General features: G+C 68.3%; 22 protein-coding genes. 10 read left to right on the top strand and 12 right to left on the bottom strand.

The features are described 5' to 3' along the window. Positions 1-55: 55 nt before the first annotated feature. Positions 56-943, bottom strand: a complete 888-nt coding sequence (locus AC1DIQ_RS18380) for a LysR family transcriptional regulator (RefSeq protein WP_121044627.1) — start codon at positions 941-943, stop codon at positions 56-58. A gap of 110 nt (positions 944-1,053) precedes the next feature. Here AC1DIQ_RS18380 and AC1DIQ_RS18375 point away from each other — a divergent pair, with 110 nt between their 5' ends. Continuing rightward, the gene (locus AC1DIQ_RS18375) at positions 1,054-2,490 is read left to right on the top strand and encodes an MFS transporter (protein WP_478050560.1); all 1,437 of its coding nucleotides are present in this window, start codon (positions 1,054-1,056) and stop codon (positions 2,488-2,490) included. Between the two features lie 39 nt (positions 2,491-2,529). On the opposite strand, the gene AC1DIQ_RS18370 is transcribed toward AC1DIQ_RS18375, so the two are convergent. The 4 genes from AC1DIQ_RS18370 to AC1DIQ_RS18355 are packed head-to-tail and all read right to left on the bottom strand — an operon-like array spanning position 2,530 to position 5,422. Beyond that, on the bottom strand, positions 2,530-3,339 hold the full coding sequence (locus AC1DIQ_RS18370) for an N-formylglutamate amidohydrolase (protein WP_478050559.1): 810 nt from the start codon (positions 3,337-3,339) through the stop codon (positions 2,530-2,532). Next, on the bottom strand, positions 3,332-3,883 hold the full coding sequence (locus AC1DIQ_RS18365) for an NUDIX hydrolase (RefSeq protein WP_121044619.1): 552 nt from the start codon (positions 3,881-3,883) through the stop codon (positions 3,332-3,334). Before AC1DIQ_RS18365 ends, AC1DIQ_RS18370 begins: the two co-directional genes overlap by 8 nt. Continuing rightward, positions 3,880-4,845: a 5'-3' exonuclease gene (locus AC1DIQ_RS18360; protein WP_478050558.1), complete on the bottom strand. Its 966-nt coding sequence runs from the start codon at positions 4,843-4,845 to the stop codon at positions 3,880-3,882. Before AC1DIQ_RS18360 ends, AC1DIQ_RS18365 begins: the two co-directional genes overlap by 4 nt. A 1-nt stretch (position 4,846) precedes the next feature. Next, the gene (locus AC1DIQ_RS18355) at positions 4,847-5,422 is read right to left on the bottom strand and encodes a nitroreductase family protein (RefSeq protein WP_282262592.1); all 576 of its coding nucleotides are present in this window, start codon (positions 5,420-5,422) and stop codon (positions 4,847-4,849) included. A gap of 331 nt (positions 5,423-5,753) precedes the next feature. On the opposite strand from AC1DIQ_RS18355, the gene AC1DIQ_RS18350 reads away from it, so the two are divergent. Both AC1DIQ_RS18350 and AC1DIQ_RS18345 read left to right on the top strand, forming a co-directional pair. Next, complete coding sequence (locus AC1DIQ_RS18350; RefSeq protein ID WP_478050557.1) at positions 5,754-8,072, top strand: DUF1631 domain-containing protein; 2,319 nt, start codon at positions 5,754-5,756, stop codon at positions 8,070-8,072. A gap of 71 nt (positions 8,073-8,143) precedes the next feature. After that, the gene (locus AC1DIQ_RS18345) at positions 8,144-9,226 is read left to right on the top strand and encodes an NAD(P) transhydrogenase subunit alpha (protein WP_478050556.1); all 1,083 of its coding nucleotides are present in this window, start codon (positions 8,144-8,146) and stop codon (positions 9,224-9,226) included. A gap of 71 nt (positions 9,227-9,297) precedes the next feature. Here AC1DIQ_RS18345 and AC1DIQ_RS18340 read toward each other — a convergent pair whose 3' ends face one another. Genes AC1DIQ_RS18340 through AC1DIQ_RS18330 form a run of 3 tightly spaced genes read right to left on the bottom strand, consistent with a single transcriptional unit; the run spans position 9,298 to position 10,627 of the window. Next, on the bottom strand, positions 9,298-9,720 hold the full coding sequence (locus AC1DIQ_RS18340) for a DUF3106 domain-containing protein (RefSeq protein WP_152153910.1): 423 nt from the start codon (positions 9,718-9,720) through the stop codon (positions 9,298-9,300). Further along, the gene (locus AC1DIQ_RS18335; RefSeq protein ID WP_428999845.1) at positions 9,720-10,055 is read right to left on the bottom strand and encodes a hypothetical protein; all 336 of its coding nucleotides are present in this window, start codon (positions 10,053-10,055) and stop codon (positions 9,720-9,722) included. Before AC1DIQ_RS18335 ends, AC1DIQ_RS18340 begins: the two co-directional genes overlap by 1 nt. Then, on the bottom strand, positions 10,052-10,627 hold the full coding sequence (locus AC1DIQ_RS18330; protein WP_282262585.1) for an RNA polymerase sigma factor: 576 nt from the start codon (positions 10,625-10,627) through the stop codon (positions 10,052-10,054). The genes AC1DIQ_RS18335 and AC1DIQ_RS18330 overlap by 4 nt, the downstream gene beginning before the upstream one ends. A 130-nt stretch (positions 10,628-10,757) precedes the next feature. On the opposite strand from AC1DIQ_RS18330, the gene AC1DIQ_RS18325 reads away from it, so the two are divergent. Both AC1DIQ_RS18325 and AC1DIQ_RS18320 read left to right on the top strand, forming a co-directional pair. Then, positions 10,758-11,066 (top strand): NAD(P) transhydrogenase subunit alpha part 2, encoded by a 309-nt coding sequence (locus AC1DIQ_RS18325; protein WP_121044596.1) that lies wholly within the window; start codon positions 10,758-10,760, stop codon positions 11,064-11,066. Continuing rightward, positions 11,063-12,517 carry an NAD(P)(+) transhydrogenase (Re/Si-specific) subunit beta gene (locus AC1DIQ_RS18320; protein ID WP_282262583.1) on the top strand — a complete coding sequence of 485 codons (1,455 nt, stop codon included), beginning with the start codon at positions 11,063-11,065 and terminating at the stop codon, positions 12,515-12,517. Before AC1DIQ_RS18325 ends, AC1DIQ_RS18320 begins: the two co-directional genes overlap by 4 nt. A gap of 270 nt (positions 12,518-12,787) precedes the next feature. Here the strand turns inward: AC1DIQ_RS18320 and AC1DIQ_RS18315 are convergent, their stop codons facing one another. Continuing rightward, positions 12,788-13,207, bottom strand: a complete 420-nt coding sequence (locus AC1DIQ_RS18315; protein ID WP_121044590.1) for a hypothetical protein — start codon at positions 13,205-13,207, stop codon at positions 12,788-12,790. 118 nt (positions 13,208-13,325) lie between these two features. On the opposite strand from AC1DIQ_RS18315, the gene sufT reads away from it, so the two are divergent. From sufT to AC1DIQ_RS18300, 3 genes are all read left to right on the top strand, one after another. Continuing rightward, entirely contained in the window at positions 13,326-13,877 is a 552-nt protein-coding gene (gene sufT / locus AC1DIQ_RS18310) for a putative Fe-S cluster assembly protein SufT (protein WP_019182393.1), read from the top strand. Between the two features lie 57 nt (positions 13,878-13,934). After that, positions 13,935-15,032: a branched-chain amino acid aminotransferase gene (locus AC1DIQ_RS18305; protein ID WP_478050555.1), complete on the top strand. Its 1,098-nt coding sequence runs from the start codon at positions 13,935-13,937 to the stop codon at positions 15,030-15,032. A gap of 389 nt (positions 15,033-15,421) precedes the next feature. After that, complete coding sequence (locus tag AC1DIQ_RS18300; RefSeq protein ID WP_478050554.1) at positions 15,422-17,167, top strand: S8 family peptidase; 1,746 nt, start codon at positions 15,422-15,424, stop codon at positions 17,165-17,167. 65 nt (positions 17,168-17,232) lie between these two features. On the opposite strand, the gene AC1DIQ_RS18295 is transcribed toward AC1DIQ_RS18300, so the two are convergent. From AC1DIQ_RS18295 to wrbA, 3 genes are all read right to left on the bottom strand, one after another. Beyond that, complete coding sequence (locus AC1DIQ_RS18295; RefSeq protein ID WP_121044584.1) at positions 17,233-17,718, bottom strand: asparaginase domain-containing protein; 486 nt, start codon at positions 17,716-17,718, stop codon at positions 17,233-17,235. A gap of 103 nt (positions 17,719-17,821) precedes the next feature. Next, positions 17,822-18,169, bottom strand: coding sequence for a DUF2069 domain-containing protein (locus AC1DIQ_RS18290; RefSeq protein ID WP_121044581.1), 348 nt, complete (start codon positions 18,167-18,169; stop codon positions 17,822-17,824). Next, complete coding sequence (gene wrbA / locus AC1DIQ_RS18285; RefSeq protein ID WP_019186096.1) at positions 18,166-18,756, bottom strand: NAD(P)H:quinone oxidoreductase; 591 nt, start codon at positions 18,754-18,756, stop codon at positions 18,166-18,168. Before wrbA ends, AC1DIQ_RS18290 begins: the two co-directional genes overlap by 4 nt. Before the next feature lie 105 nt (positions 18,757-18,861). On the opposite strand from wrbA, the gene AC1DIQ_RS18280 reads away from it, so the two are divergent. Together AC1DIQ_RS18280 and AC1DIQ_RS18275 are read left to right on the top strand one after the other, a co-directional pair. Further along, on the top strand, positions 18,862-20,136 hold the full coding sequence (locus tag AC1DIQ_RS18280; RefSeq protein ID WP_121044578.1) for a YihY family inner membrane protein: 1,275 nt from the start codon (positions 18,862-18,864) through the stop codon (positions 20,134-20,136). Beyond that, on the top strand, positions 20,133-20,696 hold the full coding sequence (locus tag AC1DIQ_RS18275) for a TlpA family protein disulfide reductase (protein ID WP_478050553.1): 564 nt from the start codon (positions 20,133-20,135) through the stop codon (positions 20,694-20,696). Before AC1DIQ_RS18280 ends, AC1DIQ_RS18275 begins: the two co-directional genes overlap by 4 nt. Positions 20,697-20,749 lie beyond the last annotated feature (53 nt).

The following is a 20,749-nucleotide window of genomic DNA, read 5'->3' as shown; positions in this document are numbered from 1 at the left end:
GTGTTACCCCTGACGTCGCGCGGTAGATCACGACCGTTGGTCGTGATGCGGCGGGTTACCAATCCCCGCCCAACAACGCCTCCGCCAGCACCTGCAGCTTCGGCGAGGCCTGCCGCGAGGGGGGATACACCAGTGACAGCACCCGGCTGCGGCCCTCGAAGGGCTGCAGCACCCGCTGCAGCCGCCCGTCGGCCAGCGCATCGGCCACCGCGAAATCCATCACCTGCACGATGCCGATCCCGGCCAGCGCCCCTTCCACCAGCGGGTCGCCGCTGTCGAACACCGTCCGCGCCGGCGGGGTGAACTCGCGCAGCTGGCCCTCTGCCTCGCGGAACTGCCAATCCACCAGCCGCCCGCTGCGCAGATTGCGCACCGCCAGGCAGGCGTGATCGTGCAGCGCATCCACCGTGGCCGGTTCCCCGTGCTGCGCGATGTAAGCCGGGGAGGCGACCGTGACCCAGTTCAACGGCCGCAGGGGGCGGGCCACCATCCGCACGTCGCTGATCGGCCCGGTGCGCAGTGCGGCATCGAAGCCTTCTTCGACCAGATCCACCAGCCGGTCGTTGAGCACCAGCTCGAACTGCAGCTGCGGGTGCGCCGCCATCAACTGCCCGGCCAGCGGCACCAGCACTTTGCGCCCGAACATCGAGGGCGCCGTCAGCTTCAACACGCCCGAGGGTGTGGAGGGGCGATCACCCAGCCGGCGCTCGGCATCCTCCAGCCCACTCAGCAGCGGCGCGCAGTGCTCGACGAACTGGCGGCCATCCGGGGTCAGGCTGACGTTGCGGGTATTGCGGTGAAGCAGCCGCACACCCAGGGCACTCTCCAGCCGGCTGATCGCCCGTGACAGCCCGGATTGGCTGATCCCCAGCTGCCCGGCGGCGACGGTGAAGCTGCGCGCGTCGGCCACCTGCACCAGCATGCGCACGGCATTGAGGTCCATGGATGTCTCCGATTCATGCGGATATGCATGACAGATATCGAAGTATCCGGGTTTATTTCTGCAGCGTCATCAATGAGACTGCCCACCTTCTTACGCAGTACCGAGTCGGCATGACCTCCCCCCTGTCTCCCGCTGGCGCGCCGGCGCCCGCATTTCCTCGCCTGGCCCTGGCGTTGCTGGCCACCGCCCAGCTGATCATCGCGCTGGATTCCACGATCATCTTCGTCGCCCTGCACGAGATGGGCGCGCAGCTGCGCATCAATGCCCAGCAGCTGCAGTGGATCGTCAGCGGCTACACGGTGGCCTTCGGCGGGTGCCTGCTGCTGGGCGGCCGGGCGGCTGATCTGCTCGGTCGCCGCCGGGTCTATCGGCTGGGCATGGCGCTGTTCGCGCTGGCCTCGCTGGTCGGTGGTTTCAGCAACAGTGCGTGGCTGCTGATCGCGGCCCGCGCGGTGCAGGGCATCGGCGCGGCGTTGCTGTTCCCGGCCACGCTGGCGCTGATCAACACGATCTACGCCGAAGGCGCGCCGCGCAATCGCGCGCTGGCGATCTGGTCGATGGCCAGCGCCGGCGGCCTGGCCTTGGGCACGCTGCTCGGCGGCGTGCTGACCCAGAGCTTCGGGTGGGCCTCGGTACTGCTGGTGATCGTGCCGTTCGCCGGTGGCTGCGCGCTGCTGGGCGGCTGGTGGCTGCCGCGCGATCCTGCGCCGCTGGCGAGCCGCTCGTTCGATCTGGCTGGCTGCGTCACCGTGACCCTCGGCGGCAGCCTGCTGGTGACCACCCTGGTGCAGGGCCCGGAATGGGGCTGGTCGGCGCCGCTCACGCTGATCTGCCTGCTCGTGTCGGCAGTGATGCTGGCCGCCTTCGTGCAGATCGAACGCCGCAGCCGCGACCCGCTGATGCAGTTCTCGCTGCTGCGCCTGCGCAGCCTGCGTGCGGCGATGCTGCTGACGATGCTGTTCATGAGCAGCTACGGCGTGCAGTACTACTTCCTGGCGCTGTACTACCAGGATGGCTACGGCTGGAGCGCGCTGCAGGCGGGCCTGGCGTTCCTGCCGCCGACCCTGGTGTGCACCTTCGGCATCCGCATCGCCGAGCGCATGCTCGCGCAGCGTTCGCCGCGCCAGGTGCTGACGGTGGGCATGCTGGCCGGCGCGATCGGCATCGCCGCGGTCGCCGTCGCGCTGCCGTACGGCGCGACCTACTGGGCGCTGCTGCCGGGCATCGTGGTGCTCAGCCTTGGCCAGGGCATCACCTGGACGGCGATGTGGATCGTGGCCGGGCAGGGCGTGCCCGCCGCGCAGCAGGGCGTGGCTTCGGGCATGGCTGCCACGGCGCAGCAGATTGGCGGCGCGCTGGGCCTGGCGCTGCTGGTGATGGTGGCCAATGCCGGTCGTGGCAGTGCCGGCGCCAGCAGTGAGGGGGCGCTGCAGGGCATGATCCATGCGCAGTACGGTGCAGCGTTGTTCGCGCTGCTGGGTGTGGGCGTGGCGCTGTGGCTGCGGCCGCAGCCGGAGGCCGTGCCTGTCAGGCCGTGCCTCGAATGAACCCGCGCGGGTGGGCGCGCAGCCGGCTGACGGCCGGCATCACCCAGGCGGCAAGGCGACCAGCTGCGGCTGCAGGGCGGTGAAGATGCGGGCCAAGCGCTGCGCCCAGGCCAACTGGCCGGCGGCATCGGCAATCAGGTCCTGGCGGATCTCCAGCTCCACGTGCACCAGCCCGCGGCCTTCGCCATGCACCGGCACGGCATAGTCGCTGGTGCTGCTGACCGCGTAGGGCTGGTTGTCGCCCACCACGAGGTCGCCTTCTTCGCGCAGCGCCTGCAGCAGCGCAAGCGCAAAGCGCGTGTCCCGGTGGTACAGCACGCCGGCATGCCAGGGCCGCGCGGCATCATTCATCGCCGGGGTGAAGCTGTGCATCATCACCAGCAGCGTTGGCCGGGCCTGCGCCTGGCGGGTGTCCAGCTCGGCATCGATGCGTGCATGGTAGGGCGCATGGATCGCCTCGATGCGCTGCTGGCGCTGCAGCGCTGACAGGCGCTGGTTGCCGGGTACGACGGTGAGGTCACTGACCGCCGGCATCAGCGTGGGCGACGCCAACGGCCGGTTGCAATCGATCACCAGCCGCGAGTAGGTCTGCGTGATCGCCCACGCATCGAGCAGGCGCGCCAGTTCAACCGTGACCCCGGCGATGCCGATGTCCCAGCCGATGTGGCGGTCCAGCTCGTGCTGCGGCAGGCCGAGGCCGGCCAGTGACGCCGGCACCTGCTGGCCGGCATGGTCGGCGATCAGCAGATAGGGCGAGCGGCCCTGCGCCTGATGCACGGTGAACGGCGCCGGGTCGGCCGGCCCCAGCAGTGATGCCCCGGTGTGCGGAGGGGTGAACGCATCAGCCACGCGGGGTGCCGTCCAGGTGATGTTCGATCATCCACAGGCCGGCCCACAGCTTGGCGTCCAGCTCATAGCCCTGGCCCATCTTCTCGACCAGCCAGGCGGCGGCGCGGGTGCGCGGAATCGCGTGCACGGTGATGTCTTCGCTGGCATCGCCACCGCCCTCGCCGACCTTGCGCAGGCCGGTGGCACGCACGAAGGCGATCTTTTCGCTGCTGGCACCGGAGGAGGTCGGGCCGATCATCAGCACCTCGGCGTGATCGGCGGTCCAGCCGGTTTCTTCCTCCAGCTCGCGCACGGCCGAGACCTCGATCGACTCGCCGGCATCGATGTCGCCGACCAGGCCGGCCGGCATTTCGATGGTCCTGGCCTGCAGCGGCACGCGGAACTGTTCGACGAACAGCACCGTGTCGTCCGGGGTGACTGCGATGATGATCGCGGCCAGGCCGCCGGCGTGGGTGCGCTCGCTGTACTCCCACGTGCCGCGCACCACCATGCGCTGGTACTTGCCTTCAAAAACGACCTTCGGGGCTTGCGTATTGGGGCTCATGCGAACTCGCTGGCAACGGAAGAGGAATCGGACAGGCCGGCGGCGGTGAACAGGCGGCGGCGGGTCAACGGCCCGAACCGCAGTGCATCGCACAGGCCCTGCAGCATCTGTGCATCGGCCACGCCCCGGCTGAAATCGACGGCGGCACCGTCCAGCGGCGCATCCAGCGCGATGGTGGTCAGCTGGCGCCACAGCAGCGCATGCTCGCGCTGTTCGCGCAGCCGCACTGCCATCTGCGCCGCGCCGCGCAGGCGCAGGAAGGGCACTTCATCCAGGCGCTCGTACAGCACGTCCAGGCTGCCGAAATGGGCCAGCAGCACCGCAGCGGATTTAGCCCCCACCCCGGTCACGCCCGGGATGTTGTCGACCGCATCACCGCACAGGGCCAGGTAATCGGCGATCTGGTGCGCATGCACGCCGTGGCGGGCTTTGACACCGGCCATGCCCCAGCGCTGGTTGCGCGCGTAATCCCACTGTTCGTCATGCTCGAACAGCAACTGCGACAGATCCTTGTCGGCGGAGATGATCACCCCGCGCATGCCGGCATCGCGGCGTGCATGCAGGGCGCTGCCGATCAGGTCATCGGCCTCGTACTCGTGGTGGGCCAGCACCGCCAGGCCGAGCGCGGTGCACAACGCCTTGCAGTGGGCGAACTGGCGGCGCAGCGCGTCCGGCGCGGGATCGCGGTTGGCCTTGTAGGCCGCGTAGATCCGGTGCCGGAAGCAGCTGTCCAGGGCTTCATCGAAGGCGATGGCGATGTTGGCGGGGCGTTCGCGGTCGAGCAGGTCGAGCAGGAAGCGCGCGAAGCCGTGCACGGCATTGGTCGGCCAGCCCTGCTGATCCTGGAACTCATCGGGCATCGAATGCCACGCGCGGAACACGTACAGACTGGCATCGACCAGGTACAGCGGCGCACGCAGCGGCGGCGGCGCCATGCCGGGGCCGGCGGGAAGGGCGGACATCTCAGCCCTCCCAGTCCTGCAGCAGCGCGGCCGGGTCGGGGCGCTCGCGTTCGGGGACCGCGGTCTTCGGCGTGCCGATATGGATGAAGCCGGCGATCTGCTCACCCTCGGCCAGGCCCAGGTGGGCGTGCACCGCCGGGTCGAAGGCCATCCAGGCGGTCAGCCACTGCGCGCCGAAGCCAAACGCCTGCGCGGCCTGCAGCAGGGCGAAGCAGACGCAGCCGGCGGTCATCAGCTGCTCGGCCTCCGGCACCTTGGGGTTCGGGCGCGGGCTGGCGATGACGGTGATGATCAGCGGGGCGTGGGAGAAGCGTTGGCGGTCTTTGTCCAACTGGGCCGGTGAGACCTGGGGGTCGCGCTGGACGGCGCGCTGGGCCAGGAAGGCGCCCAGACTGTGACGTGCATCGCCGGCAATCCGCAGGAAGCGGTACGGCACCAGCTTGCCGTGGTCCGGCACGCGTACGGCCGAGCTCAGCATCCGCATCAGGGTCACCGGGTCGGGCCCGGGTTCACCCAGTTGCTTGGCGGGGACCGAACGGCGGGCGTCCAGGGCGTGCAGAGCGGGGGGGACGGACATGGGCTCTCAATCTGGCTTCACGGTGCCCCGATTATAGTCGCGCCCGTTTGTGACACGGCCTTGGGCGATCTCGGTGCAATTTGCGACAAAACGTGATGAACATCACCTAATCAGCGGACTTCCTTCACGTGGCTGTACTCGCTTCCACGGCCTGCTCCGCTTACGATACAAAGCCTGCCGGGCCACCGGTAACGAGGTTTAAAGTGTCGACTGTTTCACTGTCTCTGACCGGTCGGCCGGCCTACCATCCGAACGTGGGCGCATGGGGTGCGCCGGCGTTCGTTGTATCCATGTTGTACTCAGTGCCTGCGAGGGTGGGGAGCCTTTTCGCATGATTGCCACGCCCAATGTAGGGGGGCACCCGGGCCGTGACCCGGCGTTGTTGACGATGGCCCGTGAGGCCGTGCTGCCGGGGCTGGTCGAGTCGTTCTCGACGGTGCTGGCGCGCTTCGATGACGTGCTGTTTGACCGTGCCGGTACCGCCGGCGCGTCGCAGTTGCTGTTCCTGGATGGCATGCGCGAGCTGCGCCGCCGCCGGGACGACATCGTGGCTGGCTTCCGCGCCCACCTGGCCCAGGCCTGGGAGGCGCTGGAGCGGGGCGAGCCGCTGTCTGCCGAGGCCACCCTGGCCGGCCAGATCGAGGATGGCCTGAGCCTGGTGCCCGAACACGTGCTGGAGTCCCGGCTGGCGGTGCGCAATTTCGCCACCGTGCTGCTGCGTGACTTCAAGCCGGTACTGTCGCGTCTGGACCGCCGCCTGGGCATGATCGCCGGGGGGCTGGAACTGCAGGCCGATACCAATCCGATCAGCCCCGAGCACCTCGGTGTGGCGATCCACGAGGCTTTCGCCGATTGTGAATTGGCCCCGGAAGTGCGGCTGGTGCTCATCAAGTTGTGCGAGCGCGATCTGCAGCAGCCGATCGGCAAGCGTTACGAGTACCTGGATGAACAACTGGCCGCAGCGGGCGTGATGCCGCAGATGGCCGCGCGCCGGCCTGCCGCGCGCGCGCCATCGCCGCCGCGCGAGGACCGCGATGCCTTCGAGGGTGTTGAGCCCGAGAGCAGCATGGGATCGGCGGGCGAAGAGGGCCAGGCACCGGCCTGGGCCCGTCGCTTCGCCGACCGCTGGGCCGAGAGCCGTGGCCGCCTCCAGGGCGGACCGCATGCAGCACATGAAGGCCCGGGCGAGGGCGGTGACAGCCTCGGCGGCAACCAGGGCATGCTGCTTGATGCCCTGCACGAATTGCTGCAGCAGACCCGTCATGTACGCGAGGACGCCACCTCGGCGGCCAGCGTCGCGGTCGGCCAGCAACGCCCGCTGAGCCAGCGCGAAATGATGTCGGTGCTGTCGCTGCTGCAGGCCACGCCCAGTGCGACCCTGCGCGCGGCGATCGGTGAAGACGGTGAGTCGCTGGCACAGCGGTTGAAGAGTGAAGTGCTGTCCGGCGCGACCCGGCTCGGGGTCGATCCCGCGCAGGCGCGGCTGGACCCGCAGGATGAAGACGCGATCGATCTGGTCGGCATGCTGTTCGACGTGATGCTCGATGAGCGCGACCTGGAGGGCCGCTCGCGCGAGCTGATCGGCCGGCTGGTGGTACCCTTCGTCAAGGTGGCCATGCTCGACCGCCGCATGTTCGTGCAGAAGACCCACCCGGCGCGCAAGCTGCTCAACTCGCTGGCCGAGGCCTGCGAAGGCAACACCGGCGAAAGCCAGGCCGAGCGCGTGCTGATGGGCAAGGTCGAGGAGATCATCGAGCGCCTGGTGGCCGAGTTCAACGAGAACCTGGCGATCTTCCTGACCCTGGAAGAAGAATTCCGCGAGTTCCTGACCCAGCACCGGCGCCGGATCGAGATCGCCGAGCGCCGTGCCGCCGAGACCCAGCGCGGCCAGGAAAAGCTCGAAATGGCGCGCCAGCGGGCCAGCACCGAGCTGGACCGGCGGATTGGCGACACCACCTTGCCGCAGGCGATCGGTGAATTCCTGCGCCAGCCCTGGCAGCACCACCTGACCCTGACCGTGCTGCGCGAAGGCGAAGACGGCGCCTCGGTCGGTGAGGCACTGGGCCTGGCCGATGGGATGCTGGATGAGGTGGCCGAGGCGCGCCGGCATATCGTCGGCAAGCCGTGGCTGCAGGCCTGGCACCCCGCGCTGCGCAAGGTCTTCGCCAGTGTCGGTGTGCATGCCGACGCGGCCACCAGTGCCATCGACGCGCTGCACGACACCCTGCAGGGCATCGCCGAATCGCGCCCCGAACTGGAACGCGCGCTGCCCGAGCTGCCGCAGGTGGCCTTGCCTTCGCCGCCGGCGCAGGAATCGGCGGCGGTGCAGCTGGGCAGCAAGGTGGATGTCAGCGATTTCGACAATGCCGATGCCGACCGCTTCCGCGGCCTGGAGATCGGCAGTTGGCTGGATTTCGTCGACAAGGACGGCAAGGTCCAGGCCGGCAAGCTGTCCTGGGTGAGCCCGATTTCGCAGCGCCTGCTGTTCGTCAACCGGCGCGGGGTGCGGTTCTGCGTCGCCTCGCCGGAAGAACTGGCCGTGATGGTGCGCCTGGGCCGCCTGCGCGCGCATATCGACGATGGCGCCTTCGACAGTGCCATGCAGGGTGTGATCGATCGCCTGGATACCAAGAACGCCACCGTGCATTGACCCCGGGGGCCACTCTGGCCGGACGATCAGGTTACGATCAGCCCACATTCCGCTGATCGTCGGGGACAGGCATGGCTGTCGAGGTGTTGGTGGTAAAAGAACATGCGCCGGGGGAACGGCGCGTGGCGATGACGCCGGAAACGGCGCGCAAGTTGATCGCGCTGGGGGCGAGCGTCGCATTCGAACCCGGTGCCGGGCTGGCGGCGGGCTTCCCCGACGCGGTGTATCAGGACGTGGGGGCCCAGCCGGCCGATGACAGCCGCCTGGCCCAGGCCGACATCGTGCTGTGCGTGCAGCCACCGTCCAATGACCGCCTTGCCCGGTTGAAGTCCGGTGCCAGCCTGATCGGCATGCTGCACCCGCAGGCCGATGCCGAACGCGCGGGCCTGATCCAGTCACGTGGCCTGCAGGCGTTCCCGCTGGAGCGTCTGCCGCGCACCACGCGCGCCCAATCGATGGATGTCCTCAGTTCGCAGGCCGGCATGGCCGGTTACAAGGCCACCCTGATCGCGGCCCAGCGCGCGCCGCGCTTCTTCCCGATGCTCACCACCGCCGCCGGCACGATCCGTCCTTCCAAGGTGCTGGTGGTCGGTGCCGGCGTGGCCGGCCTGCAGGCAATTGCTACCGCCCGCCGTCTTGGCGCGCAGGTAGAAGGCTTCGACGTGCGCCCGGAAACCCGCGAGCAGATCGAATCGCTGGGCGGCAAATTCCTGGATCTGGGCGTGAGCGCGGTCGGCGAAGGTGGCTACGCGCGGCCGTTGACCGATGAAGAGCGTGCCGAGCAGCAGCGTCGCCTTGGCGAGCACCTGCGCACCGTGGACGTGGTGATCTGCACCGCGGCGGTGCCCGGGCGGCCAGCGCCGAAAATCGTCAGTACCGCGATGGCGCGTGGGATGAAGCCGGGCAGCGTGATCGTCGATCTCGCCGCCGAAACCGGCGGCAACTGCGAAGCCACGCAACCGGGCGAGGTAGTGGATCTGGACGGTGTGCTCATCGATGGCCCGCTCAACCTGGCCAGCCAGGGCGCGGTCCACGCCAGCGAGATGTACGCCCGCAACGTCTACAACTTTGTCGCGCTGTTCCTGAAAGACGGCGCGGTCACCTTCGACTGGGACGACGAACTGCTCGCCAAAACCCGCTGGGTCGCCGCCTGAATTAACAGGGACGGAGGTAGTTAATAATCCCCTCCGTCCCCGTTAACGCCGTTAACGGTCCCCGTTAACGCTCAGCGCTTCGGCGGCGGCGGTGCTGGGTTGGCCTTGAGCCAGGCCTTGCGTTCGTCCGGGGTCATCCGCGCCCAGCGGTCGCGCAGCGCCTGCCGCTGCTCCGGCGTCATGCTGCGCATCTGGCCGAACAGTGCGCGCGCCTGCTCGCGCTGCTCCGGCGTCATGTTCTCGAAGCGATGGCGGCCCCGGTGCGCCTGCGCGCGCTGCTCCGGGGTCATGGTCAGCCAGCGCTGGCCGTGCTGCAGCATGCGCTCGCGTTGCGGCGCCGGCGCGTCGTTCCAGCGGTCACGCACGGGCGCGATCAACGCTTCGCGCTGCTGGGGGCTGAGTGTGTCCCAGTCCGGCAGCGGGGCGGTCTGCGCCCAGCCGGCCGCACTCAGCGTCAGCAACATCAGCCCCAGGGACAGTCGCAGTTTCATCATCACTCCATTGCCAGGTCGGTACTGCCCAGCCACACATACAGATCGGGATTTTCGTCGAGAACGTCGCTGCCGTCATCGGCCGCGCTCGCCACCACCGGTGCCGGCGGGGCGGTCGCTTCGCCGAGGAGGAAACTGTAGCCCAACGCGAGCGCGACCACCGCCGAACAGGCGGTGGCCATCCACCAGGACGGCGCATGCCGCTTGGCCGGCGAGGCCGCATGGCGCGCGCTGCGCAACCGCGCCAGCGTGGCCGGCGAGAGCGTATCCAGCGCCTGCGCATGCAGCTGCCGCAGGGCGGCATCGTCATGCATCGAAGGGGGCAGTGGGCGGTTCACAGGGCGATCTCCAAAGACTGCTGCAGCGCCTGGCGGGCGCGCGAAAGATGGGTTTTGACCGCGCCTTCGCTGCAGCCCATGGCCTTGGCCGTGGTGGCGCCGTCCAGGTCCTGCAGCACGCGCAGGGTGAAGGCCTCGCGCTGGCGCGCGGGCAGCTCCCGCAGCGCCTGCACCAGTTGTGCGTACTGATCGCGCTGCTCATGGGCCTGGGCCGGGCCGGGCGCGTGGTCGGCCCAGTCGATGTCATGCTCGGCGCCGGCCTCGTCGCTGCTGCGCCAGAACTTGAGGCGGAAGCCACGGCGGCGCTGCAGATCCACGACGCGGCGGCGCAGGATGCTCCAGAACAGCGGTGCCCACTCGGCGGCGGGTTTGTCGCGGTAGCCGAGCATCTTCAGCATGCTGTCCTGCACCGCATCCAGCGCGTCCTCGCGCTGGCGCAGGCCGGCCTCGGCGAAGCGGAACGCGCGCGGGCCGATGCCGGCCAGGAAGGCATCCAGCGACACCGGCAGCGCCACCTCGGCAGTGGCGGGCAGGTCGGCATCCGTCGACGGTAGGGGAGAGCTCACCAGCACAGGGTAGCGGTCCGGCAGGGGGATACCGTGAGAACGCCCCAGGGCGGTCGCGGTTGACCGGCCCGCCCGATTGGTTCAGCGCATGGTTATGATGCAGGGGACGGGATGACCGCCTGGGAGAGTGACTGCAATGAGCGACGGGTTCGTGGCGTTGTATATCTTCATGCTGGCCGCCATTGCCGGCCACGTGATCATTTCGCGGGTGCCGGTGATCCTGCATACCCCGTTGATGTCCGGCTCCAACTTCATCCACGGCATCGTGCTGATCGGGGCGATGGTGGTGCTGGGGCATGCGCAGACCCCGCTGGAGAAGATCATCGGCTTCATCGCGGTGGTGCTCGGCGCGGGCAATGCGGCCGGCGGCTACGTGGTGACCGAACGCATGCTCGACATGTTCAAGCCCAGCGCCAAGCGCGACGCCGGGGAGAAGACGCCTTGAACGTGACCACCGCGCAACTGCTGCAGTGGCTGGTCCAGGTGAGCTATCTGGTCGCCGCCACCCTGTTCCTGCTGGGCCTGCAGCGCATGGCCTCGCCGATGACCGCGCGCAGCGGCATCCGCTGGGCCGGGCTGGGCATGCTGATCGCCACGGTGGCGACGTTCTTCCTGCCCGAGCTGCACAACATCCCGCTGATCCTGGCGGCGGTGGCGATCGGCACCGGCGTGGCGTGGTGGTCGGCCAAGCGCGTGGCGATCACCGACATGCCGCAGATGGTGGCGCTCTACAACGGCATGGGCGGCGGCTCGGCGGCGGCGATCGGTGCGGTGGAACTGCTGCGCTTCTCGTTCCTGACCAACCGCGATACCACGCACTGGAGCGAGCAGGCGCTGGCCGACCTCGCCGCGCGCCAGCCGTCGGCGACGGTGCTGGCGCTGGCCGTGATCGGTTCGGCGATCGGCGCGGTGTCGCTGTCCGGCTCGATCATCGCCTGGGCCAAACTCGATGGCCGGCTCGACCGCCGCGTCACCTTCCCGGGGCAGCAGGTGTTCAACCTGCTGGTCGCGCTGGCGATGGTGGTGCTGGGCATCTGGGCTGCGGTCACCCTGAGCCCGGTGGCGATCATCAGCTTCTTCGTGGTCGCACTCGCGCTGGGCGTACTGATGACGCTGCCGATCGGTGGCGCCGACATGCCGGTGGTGATCTCGCTGTACAACGCGTTCACCGGCCTGGCCGTGGCCTTCGAAGGCTATGTGCTCGGCAACGAGGCGCTGATCATCGCCGGCATGATGGTCGGCGCGGCGGGCATCCTGCTGACCCGCCTGATGGCCAAGGCGATGAACCGCCCGATCAGCGGCGTGTTGTTCTCCAACTTCGGCGGCGGCGGTGTCGCGCAGGAAATCAGCGGCGCGCAGAAGCCCATCGAGGCCAGCGATGTGGCGGCGATGCTGGCCTTCGCCGAGCGTGTGGTGATCGTGCCCGGTTACGGCATGGCCGTGGCCCAGGCCCAGCACAAGGTGTGGGAGCTGGCGCAGCGCCTGATCGATCGCGGCATCAAGGTGAAGTTCGCGATCCACCCGGTGGCCGGGCGCATGCCGGGGCACATGAACGTGCTGCTGGCCGAAGCGGGCGTGCCCTACGACCTGATCGCCGACATGGACGACATCAACCCCGAGTTCCCCAACACCGACGTGGTGCTGGTGATCGGCGCCAACGACGTGGTCAATCCGGTCGCGCGCACCGACCCGGCCAGCCCGATCTACGGCATGCCGATCCTGGACGTGGTCAACGCCCGCAACGTGGTGGTGATCAAGCGCGGCAAGGGTACCGGGTTTGCCGGCATCGAGAATGCGCTGTTCTATGCCGACAACGCCCGCATGCTGTACGGCGATGGTGCGGGTGCGGCGAGCGCGCTGGTGAGCGAACTGAAGGCGCTCGACGGCGGGCATTGAGGCGCGGATGCAAGGGTCACGACCAACGGTCGTGACCTACCGGCGACCCCGGATCTACGGCGACACTGGACCTGCGGCGACTCCGGACCTGCGGCGACTCCGGACCTGCGGCGACTCCGGACCTGCGGCGACTCCGGACCTGCGGTAGTGCCGGCCGCTGGCCGGCTCAACGCGATGCCTGAATGCCAGCGCGTTTCCGTTCTGATGTCATGAGGAGCCGGCCAGCGGCCGGCACTACCGATGGCATTCGGCGGCAGCGTGCAGGGGGCGTTACCTCGCCACCCACCAACCCACGACCAGCGCCACGCCCAGCCACAGCCATTCGACCGCGCCGTTGGCCAGGCCGCTGAGGGTCCAGGCCAGATAGGGCCCCATGCGCAACGCTGATTCCCACGGGGTAAGCCCCATCGCGCCGCCGAGGTAGGCCGAAGCGATCCCCCAGTTGGCTGCCAGCGCCACCAGCACGGTGGCCAGCAGGGTCAGCACCACCCGGGCGGTACCGGCGCGCAGGGTGCCCAGACGCAGCATGAAGGCGATCTCCAACGCCGCCAGAACCGCCATCCAGCCGGCCTGGCGGCCGGTGAGCAGGGCGATGAACAACCAGGCCAGCACGGCCGTGACGACACCAAGCAGAAACAGCGGGGGCCAGAGCCAGTGGCGGCTCCGGACAGGCACGGACGTGGGCGACATGCAATCTTCCTGTAAGTCCCCACAGGATACCGGCTTGCGCGGTGACCGGCGCGTGGGCGGCCACTGGGCTAAAATGGTCGCCTTGCGGGAATTGGCCGCGACCCCCATATCGATCCACATGTATTCCCGTAGCAGTGAACCTGTCCACTTCGAACGCGACTGCGAGGCCGTCATGGTCCCGCAGGGCGAAACGGTCACGCTGCCCGCTGGCAGCTATGGCTATATCACCCAGGCCCTGGGTGGCAGCTATACCGTCTTTGTCGAAGGCAATCTGTTCCGCATCGCCGGCAAGGATGGCGATGCCATCGGCAAGGAGGCGCCCCCGGCGCTGGAGCTGCCCGCCGATGCCTCCGACGAGGAGGTCGAAAAACTGGTGTGGCAGCAGCTGCGCACCTGTTTCGATCCGGAAATCCCGTTCAACATCGTCGATCTGGGGCTGGTCTATGAAGTGGACCTCAAGCACCTGGACGATGGCCAGCGCGAGGTCGACATCAAGATGACCCTGACCGCGCCCGGCTGCGGCATGGGCGAGATCCTCGTCGATGACGTGCGCAGCAAGCTGGAAATGATCCCGACGGTGGCCGAGGCCGACGTCGAGCTGGTGTTCGACCCGCCGTGGGGCCGTCACATGATGTCCGAGGCCGCCCGGCTCGAAACCGGCATGCTGTAACCGCCCATCGCCAGCCGGCGTCACGGCGTTCCCCGTAACCAGAACAGGAAATATCCGGTGTCCCAGTCTTCCGTGAGCTTCAACACCACCCGTTCCGCCCAGCCGCGCAGCAGCGAGGAGCGTGAACGCATCCTGGCCGCCCCCGGTTTTGGTCTGCACTTCACCGATCACATGGTGGAAGTGCGTTGGGACAAGGACACCGGCTGGCACGATGCCGTGGTGCGCCCGTACGGCCCGCTGCAGCTGGATCCGGCCGCCGCGGTGCTGCATTACGGCCAGGAAATCTTCGAAGGCATCAAGGCCTACCGCCACGCCGACGGCTCGATCTGGACCTTCCGCCCGGAGGCCAACGGCCGCCGCCTGCAGCGTTCGGCCCAGCGCCTGGCGCTGCCGGAACTGCCGGTGGATATCTTCGTCGAATCGCTCAAGCAGATGATTGCCGTGGACGCCAGCTGGGTGCCGTCGGCCGACGAATCCAGCCTGTATTTCCGTCCCTTCATGATCGGCGATGAAGCCTTCCTCGGCGTGCGTGGCGCGCACAAGGCCGGCTACTACGTGATCGCCAGCCCGGCCGGCCCGTACTTCGCCAAGGGCGTGGCCCCGGTGGCGATCTGGTTGTCCACCGACTACGCACGCGCAGGCAAGGGCGGCACCGGCGCGGCCAAGTGCGGTGGCAACTACGCCGCCTCGCTGCTGCCACAGCAGAAGGCGCAGGCACAGGGCTGCTCGCAGGTGCTGTTCCTGGATCCGGTCGAGGGCAAGTACCTGGAAGAACTGGGTGGCATGAACGTGTTCCTGGTCTACAAGGACGGCACCCTGGTGACGCCGTCGCTGTCGGGCAGCATCCTGGAAGGCATCACCCGCGAAAGCATCCTGCAGCTGGCCCGCGACCGCGGCATGAAGGTCGAAGAGCGCAAGGTCACCCTGGAGGAGTGGAAGGACGGCGTGACCTCCGGCGATATCGTGGAAGCGTTCGCCTGCGGTACCGCTGCGGTGGTCACCCCGATCGGCCAGCTCAAGGGCGAAGGCTTCTCGGTGGGCGACCTCAACGCGCCGGCCGGCGAAGTGACGATGTCACTGCGCAAGGAGCTGACCGACATCCAGTACGGTCGCCTGCCGGACCGTCACGGCTGGCTGGTCCGCCTGGACGCCTGATCCCTGCCGATCCGAGCGCAGCAAAGAAACCCGCCTGGCGACAGGCGGGTTTTTTATTGCCTGTCCTGCGGTGGCAACGTCGCAAGCCATTGATGCGCAAGCGTTGTCCGGGTGTCGGGGACAGTGACAGCCATTTCGGACATTCGTTGACGTAACTCGACCGTTCAAAATGGCCGGCGCGCCTTCACTTTCACAAACCCTCGACCCGGAAAGTCACAGATCCGACATTTCATGTCATGGAAGCACGGCTGAAACATTGTTCATCCGCCAGCAAGCTATTAGCGTCGACTCACTCACCGGGCCGATCCGCGCCATCGCTTCAGCAGCCCCCGGACCGGACCTGGATTCTCAGCCGCGACGACGGCATTCACTGTCTGAAAGGAAATCCGATGTCTCATGTCTCGCAACACCGTTTGCGTCAGCGTGCATTGGTTGTACTGGGCGCCTCTGTTCTGTCGACCCTGCTGCTGGCCACGCCGGCGTTCGCCGGCGATGTGCAGTTGAGCGGCCTGTCCTCGGCGCCGACCCACCAGCGCTTCATCGTGAAATACAAGGATGGCAGCAGCGAGGTCGCCACCCCGACCGCACTGGCCAGTTCGCTGAAGGCCGCCGCCGCCGCCGTGCCGGCGGCCCAGGGCCGCGCGCTGGGCCTGCAGAAGCTGCGCCAGCTGGCGATCGGCCCGACCGTGGTCAAGGCCGACCGGCCACTGGACCGTGCTGAAGCCGAGCTGCTGATGCGTCGCCTGGCCGCCGACCCGGGCGTGGAATACGTCGAAGTCGATCAGCTGATGCAGGCCACCCTGGTGCCCAACGACACCCGCTTCTCCGAGCAGTGGGGCTTCGGCACCAGCAACGCCTCGATCAACGTGCGCCCTGCCTGGGACAAGGCCACCGGCACCGGCGTGGTGGTCGCGGTGATCGACACCGGCATCACCAACCACCCCGACCTCAACGCCAACATCCTGCCCGGCTATGACTTCATCAGCGATGCGGCGATGGCGCGCGACGGCGGTGGCCGCGACAACAACCCCAACGACGAAGGCGACTGGTACGCCGCCAACGAGTGTGGCGCGGGCATTCCGGCCTCCAATTCCAGCTGGCACGGCACGCATGTGGCCGGCACCGTTGCGGCGGTGACCAACAACAGCACCGGCGTGGCCGGCACCGCGTTCAACGCCAAGGTGGTTCCGGTGCGCGTGCTCGGCAAGTGCGGCGGCTACACCTCCGACATCGCCGATGCGATCGTCTGGGCGTCCGGCGGGACCGTCAGTGGCGTCCCGGCCAACGCGAACCCGGCCGAAGTGATCAACATGTCGCTCGGCGGCGGTGGCAGCTGCTCCACCACCTACCAGACCGCGATCAACGGCGCCGTCTCGCGCGGCACTACCGTGGTCGTCGCGGCCGGCAACAGCAATACCAACGTGTCCTCTTCGGTGCCGGCCAACTGCGCCAACGTCATCGCGGTCGCCGCGACGACCTCGGCCGGCGCCCGCGCCAGCTTCTCCAACTACGGCACCGGCATCGACATCTCGGCCCCGGGGCAGGGCATCCTCTCCACCCTCAACAGCGGCACCACGGTGCCGGGCAGCGCATCGTATGCCTCCTACAACGGCACCTCGATGGCGGCCCCGCACGTGGCCGGCGTGGTCGCGCTGATCCAGTCCGTCGCCCCCACCGCGCTGAGCCCGGCGGCCATCGAAAGCCTGCTCAAGAGCACCGCACGGCCGTTGCCGGGCGCCTGCTCCGGCGGCTGCGGCGCGGGCATCGTCGATGCCGATGCGGCGGTGACGGCCGCCCTGGGCGGGACCAACCCCAACCCGGGCACCGGCAACGTGCTGCAGAACAACGTCCCGGTCACCGGCCTCGGCGCCGCCAGCGGTGCGTCGCTGGCCTACACCGTGACCGTGCCGTCCGGCCGCAGCCAGCTGAAGGTCACCCTCGCCGGCGGCAGTGGCGATGCCGATCTCTACGTCCGTTCCGGCAGCGCCCCGACCGACACCGTCTACACCTGCCGCCCCTACCTCAGCGGCAACAACGAAACCTGCACGATCACCTCACCGGCGGCCGGCACCTGGCACGTGCGGGTGAAGGCCTACTCGACCTTCTCCGGGGTCACCCTCACCGCGCAGTACTGATCGCTTTTTGTCGCACCAACGCAGAACGCCCCGGCATGCCGGGGCGTTCGTTCAATCAACAGTGATTACGCCGCTTCGAACCGGTTGGCCGCCACGTTCTTGCGCACCTGTTCCGGATTCCAGATCCGGCCGTTCATCGCGATGTACACACCGCTCGGCAACGACTGCACCGCACCGATCGCACACCCGATGTTGAACTCCGCATCCGAGCCGCGGAAGCGCGCCGGGCTCAATGCACCGGTCATCACGATCGTCTTGTCGGTGATCGACTTCAACACCTGGCCCGTCTGCACCATCGAATCGGTGCCGTGCGTGACCAGCACATGGCGCGTCGGCTGCGCGGCGATCGTCGCCCGGATCAACTCACGGTCATCGTCGGTGATGTGCAGCGAATCCTTGCGCAGGATCGGGATCACATTGAAACGGAAGGTCACGCCCAGTTCGCGCAGGATCATCCCGATCTGCGGATCACCGATCTGATAGTCCGACTTGTCGTCGAAGTAGATCTTGTCGATCGTGCCACCGGTGGTGATGATCAGTAGTTCTTCCATTGCAAGCATCCTGGGTACCAGACAGAAGGGCACGGAACCGCCGCGCCGACCGGTAGATGATACGGCCGCCGACGGCCCGATGCAGGCGCGCGCCGCAGCGGCCTCAGCCGGCCGGCGTCCTGCGCCCGAAACGGCGCCGCAGCCCTGGCGTGCTGGCCACCCCGATCACCGCCAGCGCCAGCCCCAGCTCGAGCCAGGCCCACAGCGCCACCTCCGGATGGCTCCAGGCGCTCATCACCCCGTGGCTGAACCAGAACAGCGCCAGCACGCCGGCCCAGAACATCGCCTTGCCACGCCGCACCAGCACGCCCAGCGCCAGCAGCAGCGGCGGCAGGGTGAACACCAGCTGGGTGGCCAGCCAATGCTTGTCCTGCGCGAACCAGACCGCGAACAGCACCGCCAGCGCCACCAGCAGCAGGGCCAGCACGATCTCCTGGGCGCGCGTACTCACGCCAGCCGCCGTGCGATATCGGCCACCCGCCGCCCCAGCGCCCGCGCCAGGATGCTCTCATCCTCGCTCGGCACCGGGTTGTCGTCCGCCCCGGCCACATGGCTGGCGCCATACGGCGTGCCGCCGGTGGTGGTATGGCTCAGCGCCGGCTCGGTGAACGGGATACCCACGATCAGGCAGCCGTGGTGCAGCAGCGGCACCTGCATCGACAACAGCGTCGACTCCTGCCCACCGTGCAGCGAGGCCGTCGAGGTGAACACGCCCGCCGGCTTGCCGGCCAATGTCCCGTTGACCCATTCCGCGCCCAGGCCGTCCAGGAAGTGCTTCACCGGCGCGGCCATGTTGCCGAAGCGGGTCGGGCTGCCCAGCAGCAGCCCGGTGCATTCGGCCAGGTCGGCCACGCTGACATACGGTGCGCCGTCCTCGGGCACCGGGGGCAGCGCGGTCTGCGTCACCGCCGCCACCGGGGGCACGGTGCGCAGCCGCGCGCTCATGCCCGGCACCTCGCCGATGCCGCGCGCAATCTGGCGGGCAAGCCGTGCCACTGAACCGCCACGGCTGTAGTACAGCACCAGGATCTCCGCCATTTCGCTTTCATCTCATTGCGTCCGATGCGGGCAGTATGGCAACGCAGCCCGCTCAGGGCGAGGTCCGTGCATGCCCCACACCCGTCATCGGGTACCCTTGCGCCGATGGAACCTCTCGATACGATCAACCTGTGGATCGAACGCGTCCGGGACCGCGCGCGCACGATCAGCTTCGGCCGCTTCCTGTGGCGCCGCTTCCTGGATGACCGCCTGTTCCAGGCGGCCGCCTCGCTGGCCTACACCACCGTGTTCGCGCTGGTGCCGCTGGCCATCGTGGTGTTCGGGGTGCTCTCGGCGTTCCCGGTGTTCGACCGCTGGAGCGACACCCTCAGCGACTACGTGTTCTCCAACTTCGTGCCCAACGCCGCGCGCGCCGCCGAAGGCTACCTGCGACAGTTCTCGGCCAGTGCCGGGCAATTGACCGCCGCTGGCTTCATCGCCCTGGTGGTCTCGCTGCTGATCACGCTCAACAGCGTGGAAGAAACCTTCAACCAGATCTGGCGGGTGAGTTCGACCCGGCCGAAGCTGACCCGCTTCCTCGTGTACTGGACCGTGCTCACCCTCGGCGCGATGCTCGCTGCGGCCTCGCTGGCGGTCTCGGCGCGGGTGTTCGCGCTGCCGCTGTTCGGCACCAGCGAAGGCCGCTGGCTGGCCAACGTCTCACTGACGGTCGCGCCGATCCTGATCGAGTTCGTCTGCATCATGCTGGTCTACCGCGTAGTGCCGCACCACACGGTCAAATGGCGCCATGCCGTCCCCGGCGCGATCCTGGCTGCGATCATGCTGGAGCTGGTGAAGTGGGGCATGGGCGCTTACCTGGGGAGCTTCCAGTCCTACCAGAAGCTCTACGGCACCGTCGCCTTCGTGCCGATCCTGCTGCTGTGGATCTACCTGTGCTGGGTCTCGGTGCTGCTCGGTGCATCGCTCGCCTCCTCGATCGCCGCGTTCCGCTACCAGCCAGCCGACCTGCGCCTGCCGGTGGGCTATGAGATCTATGGCCTGCTGCGCCTTATCGGCCGCTTCCACCAGGCGCGTGCCGAAGGGCGCAGCCTGGATGACGACGAGATCCTGCGGCTGGAGCCGATGCTGACCGATTCGCTGCTGCAGACGCTGCTCTGCGACCTGGAAGCGATCCGCGTGGTGCGCCGCGACGAGCAGGGCGAATGGCTGCTCGCGCGCGACCTGGACAAACTCACCCTGGCCGACCTGTACGAGACCACGCAGATGCGGATCCCGATCAAGGAGGCCTACCTGCCGTATCGCGACGACAGCCTGGGCACGGCCTCGGTGGCCGCATTGGACACCTTGCGCCTGCCGCTGCGCGAACTGCTCAAACGCCGCGTCAGCGACATCTACTCGACCCCCGGAGACAAACCATGACCGCCAAGCCCCTGCTGCTGGCCCTTGGCCTGCTGACGCTGGCCGCCTGCAACAAGCCCGCCGCACAGAGCGAGGCCACCGCGCCTGCCGCCCCGGCCCCGATCAACGCGCCCGCCGCCCCGCCGACCGACGCCGTGCCGGCCACCGAGCGCAAGACCGTCGAACAGCCGACGCTGAAAGCCAAGGCGCTGGACGGCACCGACTACGATCTGGCCGCGCACCGCGGCAAGTGGGTGGTGGTGAACTTCTGGGCGACCTGGTGCGCCCCGTGCCGCAAGGAAATGCCCGAGCTCTCCGCGCTGCACGCGATGCGCAATGAAATCGAGGTGGTCGGGCTGGCTTTCGAGGACATCGAACCGGCCGAGATGAAGGCCTTCCTGGAGAAGCGTCCGGTCACCTATCCGATCGTGATCGTGGATACGTACAACCCGCCGGAAGACTTCGCGATCCCGCGCGGCCTGCCGATGACCTACCTGATCGCGCCGGACGGCAAGGTCGCCAAGGAGTTCCTCGGGCCGGTCACCGCGCATGACATCGAAGCGCGGATCAAGGAAGGCTGAGCCTCACGGCAGTGCCGGCTGATACCCGGCATGCCTGTGCCTCGCTGTGCCCG

The sequence above is a fragment of the Stenotrophomonas sp. 05L413 genome, assembly GCF_056397945.1.
The sequence above is the reverse complement of the archived record's forward strand: the minus strand, read 5'-3'. Positions and strand labels throughout refer to the sequence as shown.

What these genes read in the sequence shown, in the direction of transcription:
- AC1DIQ_RS18380 (WP_121044627.1), bottom strand. Translation starts at nt 943, where the DNA reads ATGGACCTCAATGCCGTGCGCATGCTGGTGCAGGTGGCCGACGCGCGC.
- AC1DIQ_RS18375 (WP_478050560.1), top strand. Translation starts at nt 1,054, where the DNA reads ATGACCTCCCCCCTGTCTCCCGCTGGCGCGCCGGCGCCCGCATTTCCT.
- AC1DIQ_RS18365 (WP_121044619.1), bottom strand. Translation starts at nt 3,883, where the DNA reads ATGAGCCCCAATACGCAAGCCCCGAAGGTCGTTTTTGAAGGCAAGTAC.
- AC1DIQ_RS18360 (WP_478050558.1), bottom strand. Translation starts at nt 4,845, where the DNA reads ATGTCCGCCCTTCCCGCCGGCCCCGGCATGGCGCCGCCGCCGCTGCGT.
- AC1DIQ_RS18355 (WP_282262592.1), bottom strand. Translation starts at nt 5,422, where the DNA reads ATGTCCGTCCCCCCCGCTCTGCACGCCCTGGACGCCCGCCGTTCGGTC.
- AC1DIQ_RS18350 (WP_478050557.1), top strand. Translation starts at nt 5,754, where the DNA reads ATGATTGCCACGCCCAATGTAGGGGGGCACCCGGGCCGTGACCCGGCG.
- AC1DIQ_RS18345 (WP_478050556.1), top strand. Translation starts at nt 8,144, where the DNA reads ATGGCTGTCGAGGTGTTGGTGGTAAAAGAACATGCGCCGGGGGAACGG.
- AC1DIQ_RS18340 (WP_152153910.1), bottom strand. Translation starts at nt 9,720, where the DNA reads ATGATGAAACTGCGACTGTCCCTGGGGCTGATGTTGCTGACGCTGAGT.
- AC1DIQ_RS18325 (WP_121044596.1), top strand. Translation starts at nt 10,758, where the DNA reads ATGAGCGACGGGTTCGTGGCGTTGTATATCTTCATGCTGGCCGCCATT.
- AC1DIQ_RS18315 (WP_121044590.1), bottom strand. Translation starts at nt 13,207, where the DNA reads ATGTCGCCCACGTCCGTGCCTGTCCGGAGCCGCCACTGGCTCTGGCCC.
- sufT (WP_019182393.1), top strand. Translation starts at nt 13,326, where the DNA reads ATGTATTCCCGTAGCAGTGAACCTGTCCACTTCGAACGCGACTGCGAG.
- AC1DIQ_RS18300 (WP_478050554.1), top strand. Translation starts at nt 15,422, where the DNA reads ATGTCTCATGTCTCGCAACACCGTTTGCGTCAGCGTGCATTGGTTGTA.
- AC1DIQ_RS18295 (WP_121044584.1), bottom strand. Translation starts at nt 17,718, where the DNA reads ATGGAAGAACTACTGATCATCACCACCGGTGGCACGATCGACAAGATC.
- wrbA (WP_019186096.1), bottom strand. Translation starts at nt 18,756, where the DNA reads ATGGCGGAGATCCTGGTGCTGTACTACAGCCGTGGCGGTTCAGTGGCA.
- AC1DIQ_RS18280 (WP_121044578.1), top strand. Translation starts at nt 18,862, where the DNA reads ATGGAACCTCTCGATACGATCAACCTGTGGATCGAACGCGTCCGGGAC.
- AC1DIQ_RS18275 (WP_478050553.1), top strand. Translation starts at nt 20,133, where the DNA reads ATGACCGCCAAGCCCCTGCTGCTGGCCCTTGGCCTGCTGACGCTGGCC.